At 63.4% G+C, this 15,495-nt stretch carries 13 protein-coding genes; 5 read left to right on the top strand and 8 right to left on the bottom strand.

The features are described 5' to 3' along the window. Window positions 1-52: 52 nt before the first annotated feature. Window positions 53-880 carry a methyltransferase gene (locus ACIQUG_RS04380; RefSeq protein WP_402317784.1) on the bottom strand — a complete coding sequence of 276 codons (828 nt, stop codon included), beginning with the start codon at window positions 878-880 and terminating at the stop codon, window positions 53-55. Between the two features lie 204 nt (window positions 881-1,084). Here ACIQUG_RS04380 and ACIQUG_RS04375 point away from each other — a divergent pair, with 204 nt between their 5' ends. Beyond that, a complete protein-coding gene (locus ACIQUG_RS04375; protein WP_043625474.1) occupies window positions 1,085-1,810 on the top strand; it encodes a DUF2270 domain-containing protein in 726 nt (241 codons plus the stop codon). 67 nt (window positions 1,811-1,877) lie between these two features. On the opposite strand, the gene ACIQUG_RS04370 is transcribed toward ACIQUG_RS04375, so the two are convergent. From ACIQUG_RS04370 to ACIQUG_RS04355, 4 genes are all read right to left on the bottom strand, one after another. After that, window positions 1,878-2,144, bottom strand: coding sequence for an usg protein (locus ACIQUG_RS04370; RefSeq protein WP_043625476.1), 267 nt, complete (start codon window positions 2,142-2,144; stop codon window positions 1,878-1,880). A 165-nt stretch (window positions 2,145-2,309) separates the two neighbouring features. Next, a complete protein-coding gene (locus ACIQUG_RS04365; protein WP_043624134.1) occupies window positions 2,310-3,140 on the bottom strand; it encodes an ABC transporter permease in 831 nt (276 codons plus the stop codon). Beyond that, a complete protein-coding gene (locus ACIQUG_RS04360; protein WP_043624130.1) occupies window positions 3,137-3,940 on the bottom strand; it encodes an ABC transporter permease in 804 nt (267 codons plus the stop codon). The genes ACIQUG_RS04365 and ACIQUG_RS04360 overlap by 4 nt, the downstream gene beginning before the upstream one ends. Window positions 3,941-4,109: 169 nt before the next feature. After that, window positions 4,110-4,892 (bottom strand): ABC transporter substrate-binding protein, encoded by a 783-nt coding sequence (locus tag ACIQUG_RS04355; RefSeq protein ID WP_034795139.1) that lies wholly within the window; start codon window positions 4,890-4,892, stop codon window positions 4,110-4,112. Between the two features lie 418 nt (window positions 4,893-5,310). Between ACIQUG_RS04355 and ACIQUG_RS04350 the strand changes: the two genes are divergently transcribed. The 3 genes from ACIQUG_RS04350 to ACIQUG_RS04340 all read left to right on the top strand — a co-directional run bounded on the left by ACIQUG_RS04350 (window position 5,311) and on the right by ACIQUG_RS04340 (window position 10,283). Next, window positions 5,311-7,617 carry an OmpA family protein gene (locus tag ACIQUG_RS04350; RefSeq protein WP_402317778.1) on the top strand — a complete coding sequence of 769 codons (2,307 nt, stop codon included), beginning with the start codon at window positions 5,311-5,313 and terminating at the stop codon, window positions 7,615-7,617. A gap of 113 nt (window positions 7,618-7,730) precedes the next feature. Next, a complete protein-coding gene (locus tag ACIQUG_RS04345; protein WP_402317775.1) occupies window positions 7,731-8,474 on the top strand; it encodes a polysaccharide deacetylase family protein in 744 nt (247 codons plus the stop codon). Window positions 8,475-8,681: 207 nt separating this feature from the next. Beyond that, the gene (locus ACIQUG_RS04340) at window positions 8,682-10,283 is read left to right on the top strand and encodes a tetratricopeptide repeat protein (protein ID WP_402317772.1); all 1,602 of its coding nucleotides are present in this window, start codon (window positions 8,682-8,684) and stop codon (window positions 10,281-10,283) included. Between the two features lie 28 nt (window positions 10,284-10,311). On the opposite strand, the gene mobB is transcribed toward ACIQUG_RS04340, so the two are convergent. Genes mobB through ACIQUG_RS04325 form a run of 3 tightly spaced genes read right to left on the bottom strand, consistent with a single transcriptional unit; the run spans window position 10,312 to window position 12,419 of the window. Then, window positions 10,312-10,839, bottom strand: a complete 528-nt coding sequence (gene mobB, locus ACIQUG_RS04335; RefSeq protein WP_402317769.1) for a molybdopterin-guanine dinucleotide biosynthesis protein B — start codon at window positions 10,837-10,839, stop codon at window positions 10,312-10,314. Next, window positions 10,836-11,501 (bottom strand): molybdenum cofactor guanylyltransferase MobA, encoded by a 666-nt coding sequence (gene mobA / locus ACIQUG_RS04330; protein ID WP_402317766.1) that lies wholly within the window; start codon window positions 11,499-11,501, stop codon window positions 10,836-10,838. Before mobA ends, mobB begins: the two co-directional genes overlap by 4 nt. Window positions 11,502-11,510: 9 nt before the next feature. Continuing rightward, window positions 11,511-12,419: a DMT family transporter gene (locus tag ACIQUG_RS04325; RefSeq protein ID WP_402317763.1), complete on the bottom strand. Its 909-nt coding sequence runs from the start codon at window positions 12,417-12,419 to the stop codon at window positions 11,511-11,513. 450 nt (window positions 12,420-12,869) lie between these two features. Here ACIQUG_RS04325 and ACIQUG_RS04320 point away from each other — a divergent pair, with 450 nt between their 5' ends. After that, a complete protein-coding gene (locus ACIQUG_RS04320; protein ID WP_402317760.1) occupies window positions 12,870-15,413 on the top strand; it encodes a methyl-accepting chemotaxis protein in 2,544 nt (847 codons plus the stop codon). Window positions 15,414-15,495: the final 82 nt, after the last annotated feature.

Raw genomic sequence — 15,495 nt, 5'->3', positions numbered from 1 at the left:
GAGAAGGGAGCATCGTGCGATGCTCCCTTCTCATGATGCCGTCATGGCCCAATCAGGGCTTGAAGCGTGCGACCACCAGATGTCCGGCAATCGGCTCGCCTTCTTCCAGGCGAACCGTGATGTCGCCGACTTCGACGATCTCGAAGCCGGTGGCGGCGAGGCGGTCGCGCAGGTAGCTCTCGGCATGGGCGAAGCGCTGGTGCGGGCCGACCATGAAATCGCGGCCGGCGAAGGTTTCCGCGGGCAGCGTCTCGCTGGAGAAGATCAGCAGGCCGCCCGGCACGAGGTTGTCGACGGCGCCGAAGAACAGCGCCTCGAGCGCGCCCATATAGGGAAGCACGTCGGTGGCGACGATCAGGTCGAAGGGCTCGTCGTCATTGTCGTCGAGAAAGTCGACCGCTTCGGCGACGTAGAGCGTCTCGTAGAGGTCTTTCTCATGGGCGATCTCGACCATGTTCTCGGAGAGATCGACGCCGGTGATGTCTTCGGCCATGTCGCGAAGCGCGCCGCCGGTCAGCCCCGTGCCGCAGCCGAGATCGAGCACGCGGTCGAACGGCCCGAGCTCAAGCGCCTGCAGCCGCTCGCGAACGAGCAAAGGCACGCAGTAGCCGAGCTGGTCGACGAGCACGTTATCGAACACTTCAGCATGCTGGTCGAAGAGCGTGGCGACATAGGCGTCGGGCGCCTTCACAGGCGTTTCGCCGCGTCCCATCGAGGCCAGCCGCACGGCAGCGCCGCCGTGGTCTTCCGGATCGAGCGCCAGCACTTCGTGATAGGCGTCGGCGGCGGCATCGAACTTGCCGGACTTTTCCAGGGAGAGGGCGCGATTATAGGCCTCGGCCAGCGCTTCCTCGTCGATTTTCGTGCTTTTCTGGGTCATGGGCGCTTCTTACGTCCGCAGCCGGTCTTTGGCAATCGCCGTCGGCGAAAGCTTTGCGGCGGCAGGTCTGGCGTGCCTGTGGCCAGTGGCAGGATTTCATTGATCTTTTGAACGAAAAACGCCGCCATGCGGCGTCATCGGGATTTATCGGCGACAGGAAAGGAGTCATCATCGCAAGCATAAGAAAAGACGGGAGGAATGCCGATGTCCGCCGAGCTTGGGCCGCTGATCTTGAGCGCCGAAACGAAGGAGCCGAAAGGCCCGCCTTTGCCGCAGACGTCGCAGGAACAGATCAACGCCGTGGTGCATTATTATCGTGGCGAGATGGGGCGCATGGCCGGCTGGCGCGACCGCATCGACCGGACGTCCAACTGGGCAATCACTGTCGTCGCAGCGCTGCTTTCGGTGTCGCTGTCGACGCCGTCGTCGCATCATGGCGTGCTGCTCTTTGCCATGCTGCTGATCACGCTGCTGCTGCTGATCGAAGCCCGGCGCTATCGCTTCTTCGACGTCTACCGCGCCCGTGTGCGGCAACTGGAGCGCGGCTACTTCGCCCAGATCCTGGCGCCCGACGGCACGCCGAACCTCAATTGGGCGGCGTCGATCGCCAAGAGCCTGCGCAAGCCCGCCTTCCTGATGAGCTACCGCGAGGCGGTCTGCCGCCGGCTGCAACGCAATTACTGCTGGATGTACCTGATCCTGCTGCTCGCCTGGGCGCTGAAGATTTCCTCGCCGAAGATCTCCACCAATGGGGAGCCCTTCGGCCATGTGCGCTCCTGGATGGACGTCGCCCAGAATGCAGCCCTCGGTCCGTTGCCCGGCTGGCCGGTGATCATCGGTGTCGTGCTGTTCTATGGGGTGGTGCTCTACGGCTCGCTGCACAAGGAGCCGCGCGAGGGCGAACTGGCGCATGGGGAGGTGCATGTCTGAAGGCGCCGGGCGTCACGCCTCGCCGCTCTTGGGGCCTGGCGACTGAGCGCGGTCGCCGTTGGCGACCTCAGTGCAGAATGAACTCGCCCTTCAGTGCGCGCCATTCGGTGGCCGAGATCAGCTTGCGGTGCACGTAGCGCACCGAATGCAACGGCCCGTCCAGCTTCTCTTCCCAGAATTTCAGGAAGCTGCGCATCTCCGGGAATTCCGGTGCCAGGTCGTAGTGCTGCCAGATGTAGGTTTGGAGGAAGGCCGGATGGTCGGGCAGGTGGTAGAGGATCTGCGCCGTCGTCAGTCCGTAGCCCTTGAGTTGAAGTTCCATCTCGTTCGTCATGTGGACCTCACTTCTCGCAAAGGTTGGTCTCTATGATGAAACGCCTGATTTGTTAATCAAGGGCTAATATTTGTCCCGAAGTGAAACTTTCTCGTGAAATAACAAAAGCTTGGCAGCCTCTCTTGGGGAGTGCTGCCAAGCCTGTTCGAAATCGACGTAGAGAGCCTAGCGCTTCAGATGGCGCGTCAGCCGCGCTTCCAGCAGGCTCCAGATGTTGCGCAGGATCTCGACCATGATGAGGTAGAGAATGGCTGCCCAGATATACATCTGGAAATCGAAGGTGCGGGAGAAGGCGTAGCGAGTTTCGCCCATGAGATCGAAGACGGTGACGATCGCGACGATCGCCGAGCCCTTGATCATCAGGATGATCTCGTTGCCGTAGGGGCGCAGCGCCACGATCATCGCCTGCGGCAGGATGATCTTCCAGAAGGCGACACGCTGGGGAAGGCCGAGCGCGTCAGCCCCCTCGCGTTGGCCGCGCGGCACGCTCTCGATCGCGCCGCGCAGGATTTCCGCCTGGTAGGCCGCGGTGTTGAGCGTGAAGGCGAAGATCGCGCAGTTCCAGGCGTCGCGGAAGAACCACCACAGGCCGACCGCTTCGAGCTGCGGGCGGAAGCTGCCGAGGCCGTAATAGATGAGGAAGAGCTGTGCCAGCAGCGGCGTGCCGCGGAAGAAGTAGACATAGCCGTAGGCGAGCCACGACAGGACCTTGTTCTTGGACATGCGGGCAAAGGCGATCGGCAGCGACAGGATGGCGCCCATGACGATCGAAAGGCCGACCAGCATCAGCGTGACGCCGAGGCCGTTGATGAAACGCGGGCCGTACTTGGCGAACTTGTCCGGATCCCAGCCGCCGACGACCGTCAGGAAGATGCCGACGCCGAGCGCCAGCCAGATGCCGAGCGCAACGCTGCCGACGAATCGGGTGAGCGTATAGGGCTTCGGCGGAACCGGTGGCGGCGCCTGGGGCGGGATGATCGTTGCAATGACACTCATCGGCCCATCTCCGCACGCTTGGTTCGCCGTTCAATGTAGGAGAAGACGATCGAGGAAATCATCGCAAGGATGAGGAAGAGCACGCAGGCAACACCGTAGAATTCGAAGGCTTGCTTGGTCACGCGGGCGGCAATGCCGGTCTGGCGCAGGATGTCCGTCAGGCCGACGACGGAGACGAGGGCCGTGTCCTTGAGCAGCGCCATCCAGAGATTGCCGAGACCGGGCAGGGCGATGCGCACGAGCTGCGGCAGGATGATGAGGCGCATGGTGCGGCCGCGATGCAGGCCAAGGGCGTCACCGGCTTCGTATTGTCCATGCGGGATGGCCTTGAAGGCCGACAGCAGCACTTCCGAGCAATAGGCGGAGAAGACGACACCGAGTGCGATCATGCCGGCGAAGAAGGCATTGATTTCGACCGGGCCGTCGTAGCCGAGCGATGCCAGCAGCTGTTGAACGAGGATCTGCAGGCCGTAATAGACGATGAAGAGCGTCAGCAGTTCGGGCAGGCCGCGAAAGATGGTCGTATAGATGTTGGCGGCCAACCGTACCGTGCGTTCTTCGGACTGTTTGCCGAGCGCGATGAAGAAGCCGATCAACAGGCCGACGGGCAGCGTGGCGATGGCAAGGCTCGCGGTAATGACGAAGCCGTGGGCGATATCGTCGCCCCAACCGGTGTCGCCGCAGGCCAGAAGCGTGCCTGGTCCGAACCAGGTAAAGACCCCGACCGGGCCGCAGAATGGATCGACGATCGATCCGATCCAGGAGAGGATGGAATAGAAGCCGGCAAACAACCCGCTCATGTCAGAGATTTCCCCTTTTGCGCTGTTCTTATGCGTATCGATCGCGCTTTGTTTTAGGCTCTTGTCAAACAAAAACGGCGGAAGGGCAAGCCATCCGCCGTTGCAATTTTCGCATCAACCGACGTTTTTCCGGCATGATTCACTAGGAAATCGCACCGGAAACCGTCAATCAGCTGCCATAAACATCGAATGGGAAGTACTTTTCGTTGATTTCCTTGTACTTGCCGTTGGCGCGGATCGCCTCGATCGCCTTGTTGAACTTTTCGCGCAGCGCGTCGTCGCCCTTGCGGACCGCGATGCCGGCGCCGTCGCCGTTGATAACCGGATCGATCGGCAGCGTGCCGAGCAGCTTGCAGCAGGCGCCGTCAGCGGTCTTCAGCCATTCCGAGAGCACGACGACGTCGTCGATGACCGCGTCGATACGGCCGTTGGCGATGTCGAGCTTGTACTCGTCAGCCGTCGGATAGAGCTTGATTTCGGCACCCTTCATATGCGCTTCGGCATAGTTGGAGTGGGTGGTCGAGCCTTGCGCGCCGAGCGCCTTGCCCTGCAGAGCGGCGGCGGTCGCCTCGGTGATCGGCGAATCCTTCGGTACGACGATAGCCGGCGGCGTGTTGTAGTACTTGTTGGTGAAGTCGACCTTTTCCTTGCGCTCGGCGGTGATCGACATGGACGCGATGATGGCGTCGAACTTCTTGGCGATCAGCGCCGGGATGATGCCGTCCCAGTCCTGCGTCACGAAGGTGCATTCAGCCTTCATTTCCACGCACAGCGCCTTGGCGATGTCGATGTCGAAACCCGTCAGCGTGCCGTCCGCTTCGAGGTTGTTGAAGGGCGGGTAGGCGCCTTCCGTGCCGATCACGACCTTTTCGCCATCGGCCATGGCCGAGCCTGCCATGAGCACGAAAACGGCAGCCGATGCGGCGGCTGCCAGCCGCTTGGAAATACGCATGATAGTCCTCTCTGTTGGCCGACATCCGCTTTTCTTGTTTTTCGCGGATGCCAATTTCAGCCGGGGCGTCTGCCGCCGGTTGTGGCGATATTCGTACTCTTTTCCACTAAAAATCAACAGGAAAGCGAAGGCGCTCAACGGGAATCGGGATTCGACCGATGATTGTGCTTTTCAGCGCCGGAGAAACATGAACGAGGCGTTCAGCGGCGGTTAATCTTGCCTCCGCTAGCCCTTGTCAAGGAACCGGTTCGCGGTTTGGGCGTTGCATTGGACCGCGCGTCTCGCGGCCAACACAAAAAAGCCGAAACCTTGGGTCAAGGCCCCGTAAGTATTCGTGTTCGCATTCCCTTCGTCAGCGTGTCATGGGTTGACGAGAGGATGCGGGCCAGGACCTCCCAGGAAGAGGAAGGAAGACAAAATGTCGATTCGATCCAAGCTGTTTGCGACCGTCGCGCTGCCGGTGCTGTCGGTGTCCGTGGCGGTTCCGCCTGCCGTGGCCGACAGCCTGACGAAGCCATTCGAGGTTGCACAGGAGGGCGGTGGCCAATCCGACCAGGAGCTGCTGCTGCAGCAACAGCGCCAGGCGGAAGAAGAAGCCGCGCGCCAGGCTGCCGAACAGCAGCGCGCCGCTGAAGAAGAGGCCGCGCGCCAAGCCGCCGAGCAGCAGCAGCGTGCTGCCGAGGAAGAGGCAGCGCGCCAGGCGGCCGAACAGCAGCGTGCCGCTGAAGAAGAGGCTGCACGCCAGGCCGCCGAACAGCAGCGTGCCGCTGAGGAAGAAGCTGCGCGCCAGGCTGCCGAACAGCAGAAGGCTGCCGAGGAAGAGGCTGCGCGCCAGGCCGCCGAACAGCAGAAGGCCGCTGAGGAAGAGGCTGCGCGCCAGGCCGCCGAACAGCAGAAGGCTGCTGAGGAAGAGGCTGCCCGTCAGGCCGCCGAGCAGCAGAAGGCTGCGGAAGAACAGAAGGCTGCCGACAAGCAGAAGGCTGCTGAAGAGCAGAAGGCCGCCGACGAGCAGAAGGCTGCCGACGAGCAGAAGGCTGCTGACGAACAGAAGGCTGCTGACGAGCAGAAGGCTGCCGAAGAGCAGAAGGCTGCTGACGAGCAGAAGGCTGCTGACGAGCAGAAGGCTGCCGAAGAGCAGAAGGCTGCCGACGAGCAGAAGGCTGCTGACGAACAGAAGGCTGCCGAAGAGCAGAAGGCCGGTGGCGAAACCGCTCCTGCCGTCGAGCCGCAGCCGCAGACCGGCGAAGGGCAGCCTGCACCCGGCACGGAACAACCGCAGACGGGTGAAGGCCAGCCTGTGCCTGGTGCGGAGCAGCCGCAGACGGGTGAAGGACAGCCTGTGCCTGGTACCGAGCAGCCGCAGACCGGTGAAGGCCAGCCCGTGCCCGGCACCGAGCAGCCGGTGACCGCCGAGCAGCCGCAGGTGCAGCAGCCGGCTCCGGAAGTGGTCGATACCCGTACCGAAGAAGAGAAGGTGAAGATCGCCGACGATCCGGCTGCGACCGACGAAACTGTCGTCCTGCCGGTCGAAAACGGTGCGGCCGTGCTCGACAGCGACAAGGACGCCGACAATGCCGGCGGCAACCAGGCGCGCGAAGAGCGTCAGAAGCTGCGCGAGGAACTGCGCGCCAAGGAAGAGGACGCACCGCCGCCGGCCGACGATGCCGCAGCGCAGGCTGCGATCGCTGCCGAGATCCAGGCCGACCTGCCGCAGAAGATCGAAGCAAACCTCAACGAAAAGGGTACGCGCGTCGACGAGGCTCCGGTCTTCGTGGTTCCGGAGACGACCAACATCGTCAACAACACCGTTATCAACAACACGGTGATCAACAACAACACGACGGTCAACAACATCACCAACAACATCACCGAGGTGAAGATCGTCGAACAGATCGACAACCGGGTGATCCTCGGGGTCGGCGACCAGATCTTCGTGCGTGGCGACGACCGTCCGCGCCTGCGTTACGATGCGGAAGAGACCTACTACGATCAGCTTCCGCGTGGCCGCACCCGCGAAACCATCGTTCGTCCGGGCGGCTACCGGATCGTCACCGTCTACAACCGTTACGGCGATATCCTGCAGCGTTCGCGTGTCGACCGCGACGGCAACGAATACCTGATGATCTATGCGCCCGAGCGTGACGAAGGTCCGCGTCCGGCGATCATCGACGTCGGCTACGAACTGCCGCCGATGCGCCTGCGCATTCCGGTCCGCGACTACATCGCCGACGTTTCCGACGATCCCGATCGCGACTACTACCAGTTCCTGGCCGAGCCGCCGGTCGAGCGTGTCGAACGCGTCTACACGATGGATGAAGTGCGCCACTCCGCCCGTCTGCGTGACAAGGTTCGCCGCGTCGACCTCGACACCATCACCTTCCCGACGGGCAGTGCCGAAGTGTCGATGTCGCAGGCCAAGACCATGCGCAAGGTCGCAGCCGCGATGGAGAAGATCCTTGCCAAGGATCCGGGTGAAACCTTCTTCATCGAAGGCCACACCGATGCCGTCGGCTCGGACCGCTCGAACCTGGTGCTCTCCGACAAGCGCGCCGAATCGGTCGCCTCGCTGCTCACCGAGGTCTACGGCATTCCGCCGGAAAACCTGGCGACCCAGGGCTATGGCGAGCGCTTCCTGAAGGTTCGCACCCAGGACGCCGAGCAGCAGAACCGTCGCGTCACCATTCGCCGTGTGACGCCGCTGGTTCGCCCGGTCGCGCAGCGTTAAGCGCCGATCAAGCTTCAGGCAGGGCTGCCCACCTAAATCCCGGAAACCCGCCTCGCAAAAGGCGGGTTTCTGTCATTTGACATTCCTTTCCAGACATTCTTCCTCGGATTGCCATGAAAGCCTTTGTTCTCGCGCTTGTTGCCGTCACCACGTTCGCCCATGCGGCCACCGCTGCGCCTGGGCTCGTCGAGCCGGATCTGCGTCTGCCTTCCAATCCCGGCGGAAAGGGCGCAGCCCCGCGGGTTGCGCTGACGCTCGACGCCTGCAGCGGCGCCACCGACATGCGTATCCTCGGCACGCTGATCGAAAACCGTATCCCGGCGACGATCTTCGTCACCGCGCGCTGGCTGAAGCGCAACGGCCTCGTCGTCGAGGTGATGAAGGCACATCCCGATCTGTTCGAGATCGAGGACCACGGCGCGATGCACGTGCCGCCGATCGACGTGAAGATCTCCGTCTATGGCATCGCGGCGGCCGGCTCCGAGGCGGCGGTCGCGGCCGAAGTCGATGGCGGTGCTGTCGCAATCAAGGCGCATGGATTGCCGGCGCCGAAGTGGTTTCGCGGCGCGACGGCCAAATACACCCATTCGTCGATGAGCCAGATCCGCGCCATGGGTTACCGCATCGCCGGCTACTCGGTGAACGGCGACGGCGGCTCACTGCTGGGGGCCGCTATGGCTGAAAAGCGCATTCGCGCCGCCAAGGACGGCGACGTCATCATCGCCCACATCAACCAGCCGACCCATTCGGCCGGCGCCGGCGTTGCCCGCGGCATCCTCGACCTCAAGGCCAAGGGCTACAGCTTTGTGCGCCTGAACGACATTCCGGATGAAACGGCCGTCGGCGCGACGAACTGATGATGACCCAGCAGGGCCGTGGCCCACGGCATCCCCGAGGTACATCGGGCGCCCGGCCGAGGAGTTGATTGGGCGGCGCCCATGGTGCGCAGCCCAGCAATTGACGGCCGCTGCTCGACGCGTTGAAGCCGTCTGTCGAAATCGATTTTCGGTTGAAGAAACCTCGCCATAGGGTTTTTCCGCGTAGCGGTAGCCTGGGAGGTGTGGATGAAGCGCGTCGTCTTCGGACTCGTTGTTGCCCTGATGTCGTCGGTGTTCTCGTCCTCCGTCCACGCGGATGGTGCGGCCCCGGGCCTGCCGCCGTTCGACAAGGTGCTGGAGCGGGCCGAAGACGGCGATGTCCAGGCGCAGGTCGATCTCGGTATGCGCTACCACACCGGCGAGGGCGTCGAGCGCGACTTGCTGAAGGCGATCGGCTGGTACCGGAAGGCGGCCGAGAGCGGCGACGCGAAGGCGCAATTCCACCTCGGCACCATCTATTTCAACGGCGGCGAAGGCGTGAAGCAGAACTATGAGGAGGCCGGACGATGGTTCCGGTTCGCCGCCGAGCAGCGCGTTCCGGAGGCCCAATACAGTCTCGGGGTGATCTACGAACAGGGGTTGGGCGTCGCCAAGGACGATGCGCAGGCCTTCGCCTATTACCGGCTGGCGGCTGAACAAGGCTATGCGGCGGCACAGTTCAACCTGGGCTTTCTCTACCAGCAGGGGCGCGGTACGGCGCGCGACCCGGCCGCGGCGTTTGAATGGTATCGGAAAGCATCGGAACAAGGCCTGGTGGCCGCCATGCACAATCTGGCCATCGCCTATTTCCAAGGCAGCGGCACGCTGAAGAATGACGCGGAGGCTTACCGATGGACGTCGCGAGCCGCGGTCGCCGGGGAGGCGCGTGCCCAGTACAACCTCGGTTTCATGTACGAGAAGGGTGTCGGCGTGGAGCGCAACATGGCGGAAGCGTTGCGCTGGTACCTGCGTTCCGCCGAGCAGGGATATGTCGATGGGCAAGCGAATGCCGGCCGGCTCTATTTCAACAGCGAGGCAGGGCGGATCGATGCCCAGGAGGGACTTCGCTGGCTTCGCCCGGTTGCGAACGCCGGCCATAAGGAAGCGCAAAACCTGCTCTGCGGCGTTTACGTGCGCGCCTTCGGCGTCGGACGCGACGATAGGGAGGCGGTGAACTGGTGCCGCAAGGCGGCCGACCAGGGCATGGTTGCAGCACAGGTGGACCTCGCCACCTTCTACATGCTCGGTCGCGGCGTGGAGAAGGATCCGGCAGCGGCCTTTGACCTCTACCTGAAGGCGGCCAAGCAAGGGGATGCCAAAGCCCAGTTGAACGTCGGCCTCATGTACCTGAAGGGGACCGGCACCGGAGAAAGCTACGCGGAAGCGCACCGCTGGTTTCTGGCACTGGCTGATCGTGGGGATCCCCGCGGCCAGTTCCATCTGGCGGTGATGTATGCAGGCGGCCTCGGCCTCGAGAAGAACCTCAAGGAGGCGGCGCGGCTTTATGAACTCGCGGCCAATCAGGGCTACGCACCGGCGCAGTTCAGTCTCGGCGTGGCCTATCTCAATGCCATCGGTGTAGAAAGCGACGCTGCGGCTGCTGCCAGATGGTTTCGCAAGGCCGCCGAGCAGGGAAACGCCGACGCGCAACTCAATCTCGGCATCGCCTATGCAAGGGGCGCCGGCGTGGAGCAAAATCTTGCGTCGGCTGCCGAATGGTATGCCAGGGCGGCGAAACAAGGGGTGCAGAAGGCGCAGCAGTTGCTAGACGGGCTGCCGCAGAAGTATCGCGACACCACGAAGCCTTGACTGCAGGCCTCAGGCCCGCTCGCCTTGGTCAGGATGCGGCGATCTTGCGCTTGAGACCCGTGACCTTCTCGACGAAGTCGGCGATCGCGTCCGTGTCATCGAGGTCGAAGACCGGAAGATCGCTGTTGGCGACCGGATGGTCTGCGGCGATCGCGCAGATATGCGGATCCGTTGGGGCCAACGGCTCGCGGTTCGCCGACTCCAGCCGGCGGGCCTCGACCTTGGGGATCGGTTCGCGCTTGTAGCCTTCGATGAGCACGAGATCACAGGGCGCAAGCCGCGCCAGGATCTCCTCGAAGCTTGGCTCCGGCGCGCCGCGCAATTCATGCATGATCGCAAATCGCGTGCCGGAGACGATGGTCACCTCATGGGCGCCGGCCTCGCGGTGGCGGTAGCTATCGGCGCCGACCTTGTCGATATCGAAGTCGTGGTGGGCGTGCTTGACGGTGGAGACGACGTAGCCGCGCTGCGTCAGTTCGGTGACGAGCCGCACCATCAGGCCGGTCTTGCCCGAGTTCTTCCAGCCGGCGATGCCGAAGATCTTCATGGCGCTCATGTCTTGTCATCCTCGAAGAAACACAACCATTGCTCCGCGTCGATCAGATCCTCAGGCGTGTTGACGTTGAAGAACGGGTCGAATGCGCCTTTTGTCGTCGCAACGAGCGGAAAATCGACCGTGACCGACGGGTGGCTTTCGATGAAGGCGCGAACGCGGCGCTTCGGATCGCTGGTCAGGAAGGCTTCAAGTTCGTCGGCAAGGGCGAGCGGCCAGAGCCCGAACAGGGGATGCATCTGCCCGTCGGATGCCGCAACGGCAATCTGCTGCTGCTCTGTCAGGGCGGCCACCATTCGGGTGACGAGATCGTCCGGAAAGAACGGCGTATCGGTCGGAACGACGACGACGTGGCTTGCAGCCGGATTGGTGGCCGCGACATGGCGCATCGCTGTCAGCACGCCGGCAAGAGGACCGAGAAACCCGGGGACCGTATCGGCGATGACGGGCACGCTTTCGTCTATGGCGCCAGCCGGATCGGCGTTGAGGTTGACGGCGACGCTCGTCACCTGAGGGCGGAGCCGGGCGACGATGCGCGACAGCATCGTCTGACCGCCGAGCGGAAGGCCGAACTTCGGGCTGCCCATACGGCGCGACAATCCGCCGGCGAGCACGACGGCGGGCCGGGATGCGCTGATCAGGGGCGAGGGAGGGCTTCCGGGCATTGTCGGCTCCTATTCCAGCGGGCCGGTCAGCGAGCGCTGGGCGACGGCTTTGCGGCCACGCAACGTCTCGCGGTAGAAGGTGTAGAGACCCGAACCGATGATGATCGCGACGCCGATCAGCATCCAGTGATCCGGTACCTCGGCAAAGAAGAATATGCCGATCGCAATCGACCAGATCAGGCTAGTGTAGCGGAAGGGCGCAATCACCGAGATGTCGCCCGCACGCATCGCCAGCACGATCGTCTGGTAGCCGAGCATCAAAAGAACGCTCGCCGAAGCGATATGGCTGAAGGTGGTGGTCGACATCGGTTGCCAGCCGCCCATTGGCTGGATGAGCAGGGCGCCGACGATGGTGGTGACGAGCGAAGTCGACACGGTGATGTAGAGCGCCGGCACGTCGTGGCCGATGCGGCGGGTACAGAGGTCGCGGGTGGCGGTGACGAAGACGCAGCCGACCACGGTCAGCGCCGCCGGCGTGAAGCCCTCGGGGCCTGGTCGGAGCACGATCAGCACGCCGATGAAGCCGGCGATAATGGCGGTCCAGCGGCGCCAGCCGACCGGCTCGCCGAGGAAGAGTGCGGCGCCGAGCGTGACCGCCAGGGGCAGCGCCTGCATGATCGCCGAGGCATTGGCGAGCGGGATCTGGCCAAGGGCCGAGATGTAGGTGACGGAGGCCAGCGCCTCCATGGCGATGCGCAAGAGGATTACCGGCCGCATCAGCGTTCCGATCGGCCGGAAGGCGCGAAAGTGCCAGGCGGCGAGCACGACCATCAGCGTCGTCAGCAGGCCGCGCACGAAGATGATCTGCCCAACATTCATCGCACCGGTGACGGATTTGACGAGCGCGTCGTTGCAGGAAAACGTGACCATCGCCAGGCACATGAAAAGAATGCCGCGGAAATTGGTGGAGGCTTGCATGCTGGCTGTCCTGCGGCGCCGGACGAGCGGGCTGCGCTGCCGGCGAATGGGAGGCGAATCCGTGAATGGATCGCCCAATGTTTAAGCATTGGCTGCCGCCTTGTGCAAACGGGATCGCATGACGCGACGACTTTTCTTGTTCGACAAGTAGAAGGGACGTTTTCGCGCCGCGCCCCGTGCAGGAAAGACTGTCGTTCGCCGGTAAAACGGCTGCGCTCGAACATAAGCTTATTCGCGGAATCTTAAGTTTCGCTCCCTATCGTCGCCGCAATTCCGCATCCATTCGCATGACGCGATCGGCGGGGTGGCGCCGCAATAAACCTTGCAGGGTGGCCATTCCAGGGACGTTTGCTTGAGGCTTGGGAGAGCCTTCGGGCGACCCATCGGTGTTTCCACCAAGAAAAACCGCCGCGCGGGCCTGCTTCCCATAAGAATAATCAGGGGTGCGCAATGTCTTTCATCGATCGCTTGCTGCAACGGCTGCGTATCGTCACCAAGGTTCTGCTTTTCGTGGTTCCGCTCGTGGCGCTTATCGCCGGCATTGGTCTCATCGGCTTCTTCACCGCCCGTACGCTCAACGGCCATATGACCGTGACGCGGGAAACCATCAACAATCTCTCGGATTTCCAGGCGCTGCGCGGTGCGCTTCAGGCATTTGCCGATGCGCCGAGCGAAGAGACACGCACGGCCCTGTCGAGCCAGATCGACGAACAGGAAGGCGGCGTGAAGGCGCTCGACGGCCTGTTGAGCCGTGCCGAGGACAAGGCGGAGATCGCCTCTGTGCTGGCGCTCGGAAGCGCGATGCGCAGGCAGACGGACAAGCTCTGGGCGACCAAGATCGAACGTGACCAGGTAACGGCGTCGCTCGACAAGGCGCTCGCCGACATGACCGAACAGGGCAACGGCGCCTATAAGCAGATCGACATCATCCGCAAGGAATCGGGCGAAAAGGAAGCCTTCGCCAAGGCGTTGCTGTTCGATGCCGCCGCCTACCAGGGCCTTGCCGAGCGCATCAAGAAATTCCGTCTTCCGGTGACGATGGCCGTCAATCCCGACGCCAAGGTCGACCAGGCGAAAAAGCTTCTGCCGCATCTCATGAAGCAGATCGAAGAAGCCGAAAAGATCGCCTCGGAAAAGGTGCAGGCGCCGATTGCCGAAGTGAAGGACCAGGCAACGAAGGTGCAGGCGATCCTTGCCGGCGGCGAGGACAACGAGGCGAAGAAGAACGCGCTGGTGCCGATCCTCAGCAAGTTCTCGAAATATGAGGCCGACTTTGCCAAGGAGGCTGCGAAGAATTCCGACACGGCCGCCAAGCGCTTCGTCGGCATGGATGCCGAGATCTCGCAACTGAAGACCCTGATCGCGCTGATGGGCGACACCTTCAAGGGCCTCGACAGCACGCGGCTGCACATCAGCGAACTGCATCGCACGCTCGATGCCGCCGGCCGGGCGCCGGTCATGGCCGACATCCAGGCGGTTCGCGAGACGGCAGCCAAACTCGGCGAACTCGGCGGCAAGAACGCAGCTCTTCGCGATCTGCCGGGCAAGCTCGGCCCGTCGCTTGAGAACATCGACAAGGGCACGGCAGCATTGATCGACGTCGGCGGCCGCTGGCAGGCGGCAAAGAGCGAAGCGGCGACGATGGTCGCAACCGCCAGCACGACGCTTGAGAGCTTTGTCAGCAGCGCCCAAGAGGCCGGCAAGGTCGACAGCCAGCGCTCGGCCGATGTTTCGATCGTGGCGATGATCGCCGGCACGCTGCTCGCCATCATCGGCGGCCTGATGTTGGTCGAGACGTTGCGCGGCCCGCTGAAGCGGGTGACGGAAACGATGACGCGACTTGCCAACGGCGATCTCGACGTTGCCATCGAGGGCCGCAACCGTGGCGACGAGATCGGCGACATGGTGCGCTCGGTTGCCGTCTTCCGCGACAATGCGGTCGAGAATGTCCGGCTTGGCCGCGAGGCCGAGGCTGCGCGTGCGCTTTCTGCGGAAGAGGAAACGCGTCGGGCTGCCGAGCGCGCCCGCATCGAGGCCGAGCAGATGCAGGCGCTGAACGCGCTCTCCGACGTGCTTGCGGCACTTGCCGACGGCGATCTCGAAGAGGGCATGTCCGAAGACCTGCCGGCCGATTACGTGATCATGGCCCGCACCTATAACAATGCGGTCGAGGCGCTGCGGGCGACGCTGGCCGACGTGCGCGTCGTTACCGGCGAGATCACTGGCGGCACCGGCAATCTTGCTGCGTCGGCTGACGACCTGGCGCGCCGGACCGAGCAGCAGGCAGCGGCGCTCGAGGAAAGCTCGCGGGCGTTGCGGCAGTTGACCGATATCGTCCGCGCGACGGCCGAAAGCGCCCGCAAGACGACGGTTTCGGTCGGCGAGACCAATTCCTACGCGAAGCATTCCGGCCAGGTGGTCGCCAAGGCGATAGATGCCATGGCGGAGATCAACCGCTCCTCGGAGAAGATCAGCACGATCATCGGCGTCATCGACGAGATCGCCTTCCAGACCAACCTGCTGGCGCTCAATGCCGGCGTCGAGGCGGCGCGGGCAGGCGAGGCGGGCCGCGGCTTTGCCGTGGTGGCGCAGGAGGTGCGCGAACTCGCCCAGCGTTGCGCCGGGGCTGCCCGCGAGATCAAGGGGCTGATTTCCGAAAGCTCGGCACAGGTGAGAAGCGGCGTCGCTCTCGTCCAGGAAACCGGCGATGCGCTGACGGTGATCAACAGCCATATCGGCACGATCCACGACCTCGTCAGCAACATCGAGGCTTCGGCCGCAGACCAGTACACCGGTCTCAATGAGGTGAACTCGGCCGTGCATCAGGTCGAGCTGATCACCCAGCAGAACGCTGCGATGGTCGAGGAAAATACCGCCGAGATCCACGGCCTGCGCCGGCAGGTCGAAGCGCTCAACGACAAGATCGAGCGCTTCCGCACCGGGACGGATGGCATCGGCGCGCGCGGCCAGGGGCATCGAAGCTACGCGGCTTGAGCCTCTGAGCGAGTGGCTGGTCTCTCTGCTAGCTCAATGTCCTCGGAGTCAATCCGGGGACCAGACCTCACCGGCAGGCGGG

This window comes from Ensifer sp. NPDC090286, assembly GCF_044769565.1.
GTDB lineage: Bacteria > Pseudomonadota > Alphaproteobacteria > Rhizobiales > Rhizobiaceae > Ensifer.
This window is presented reverse-complemented; position numbering and strand designations above follow the sequence as displayed.

What these genes read in the sequence shown, in the direction of transcription:
- ACIQUG_RS04350 (WP_402317778.1), top strand. Translation starts at nt 5,311, where the DNA reads ATGTCGATTCGATCCAAGCTGTTTGCGACCGTCGCGCTGCCGGTGCTG.
- ACIQUG_RS04325 (WP_402317763.1), bottom strand. Translation starts at nt 12,419, where the DNA reads ATGCAAGCCTCCACCAATTTCCGCGGCATTCTTTTCATGTGCCTGGCG.
- ACIQUG_RS04320 (WP_402317760.1), top strand. Translation starts at nt 12,870, where the DNA reads ATGTCTTTCATCGATCGCTTGCTGCAACGGCTGCGTATCGTCACCAAG.
- ACIQUG_RS04365 (WP_043624134.1), bottom strand. Translation starts at nt 3,140, where the DNA reads ATGAGTGTCATTGCAACGATCATCCCGCCCCAGGCGCCGCCACCGGTT.
- mobA (WP_402317766.1), bottom strand. Translation starts at nt 11,501, where the DNA reads ATGCCCGGAAGCCCTCCCTCGCCCCTGATCAGCGCATCCCGGCCCGCC.
- ACIQUG_RS04340 (WP_402317772.1), top strand. Translation starts at nt 8,682, where the DNA reads ATGAAGCGCGTCGTCTTCGGACTCGTTGTTGCCCTGATGTCGTCGGTG.
- mobB (WP_402317769.1), bottom strand. Translation starts at nt 10,839, where the DNA reads ATGAGCGCCATGAAGATCTTCGGCATCGCCGGCTGGAAGAACTCGGGC.
- ACIQUG_RS04355 (WP_034795139.1), bottom strand. Translation starts at nt 4,892, where the DNA reads ATGCGTATTTCCAAGCGGCTGGCAGCCGCCGCATCGGCTGCCGTTTTC.
- ACIQUG_RS04375 (WP_043625474.1), top strand. Translation starts at nt 1,085, where the DNA reads ATGTCCGCCGAGCTTGGGCCGCTGATCTTGAGCGCCGAAACGAAGGAG.
- ACIQUG_RS04370 (WP_043625476.1), bottom strand. Translation starts at nt 2,144, where the DNA reads ATGACGAACGAGATGGAACTTCAACTCAAGGGCTACGGACTGACGACG.
- ACIQUG_RS04380 (WP_402317784.1), bottom strand. Translation starts at nt 880, where the DNA reads ATGACCCAGAAAAGCACGAAAATCGACGAGGAAGCGCTGGCCGAGGCC.
- ACIQUG_RS04345 (WP_402317775.1), top strand. Translation starts at nt 7,731, where the DNA reads ATGAAAGCCTTTGTTCTCGCGCTTGTTGCCGTCACCACGTTCGCCCAT.
- ACIQUG_RS04360 (WP_043624130.1), bottom strand. Translation starts at nt 3,940, where the DNA reads ATGAGCGGGTTGTTTGCCGGCTTCTATTCCATCCTCTCCTGGATCGGA.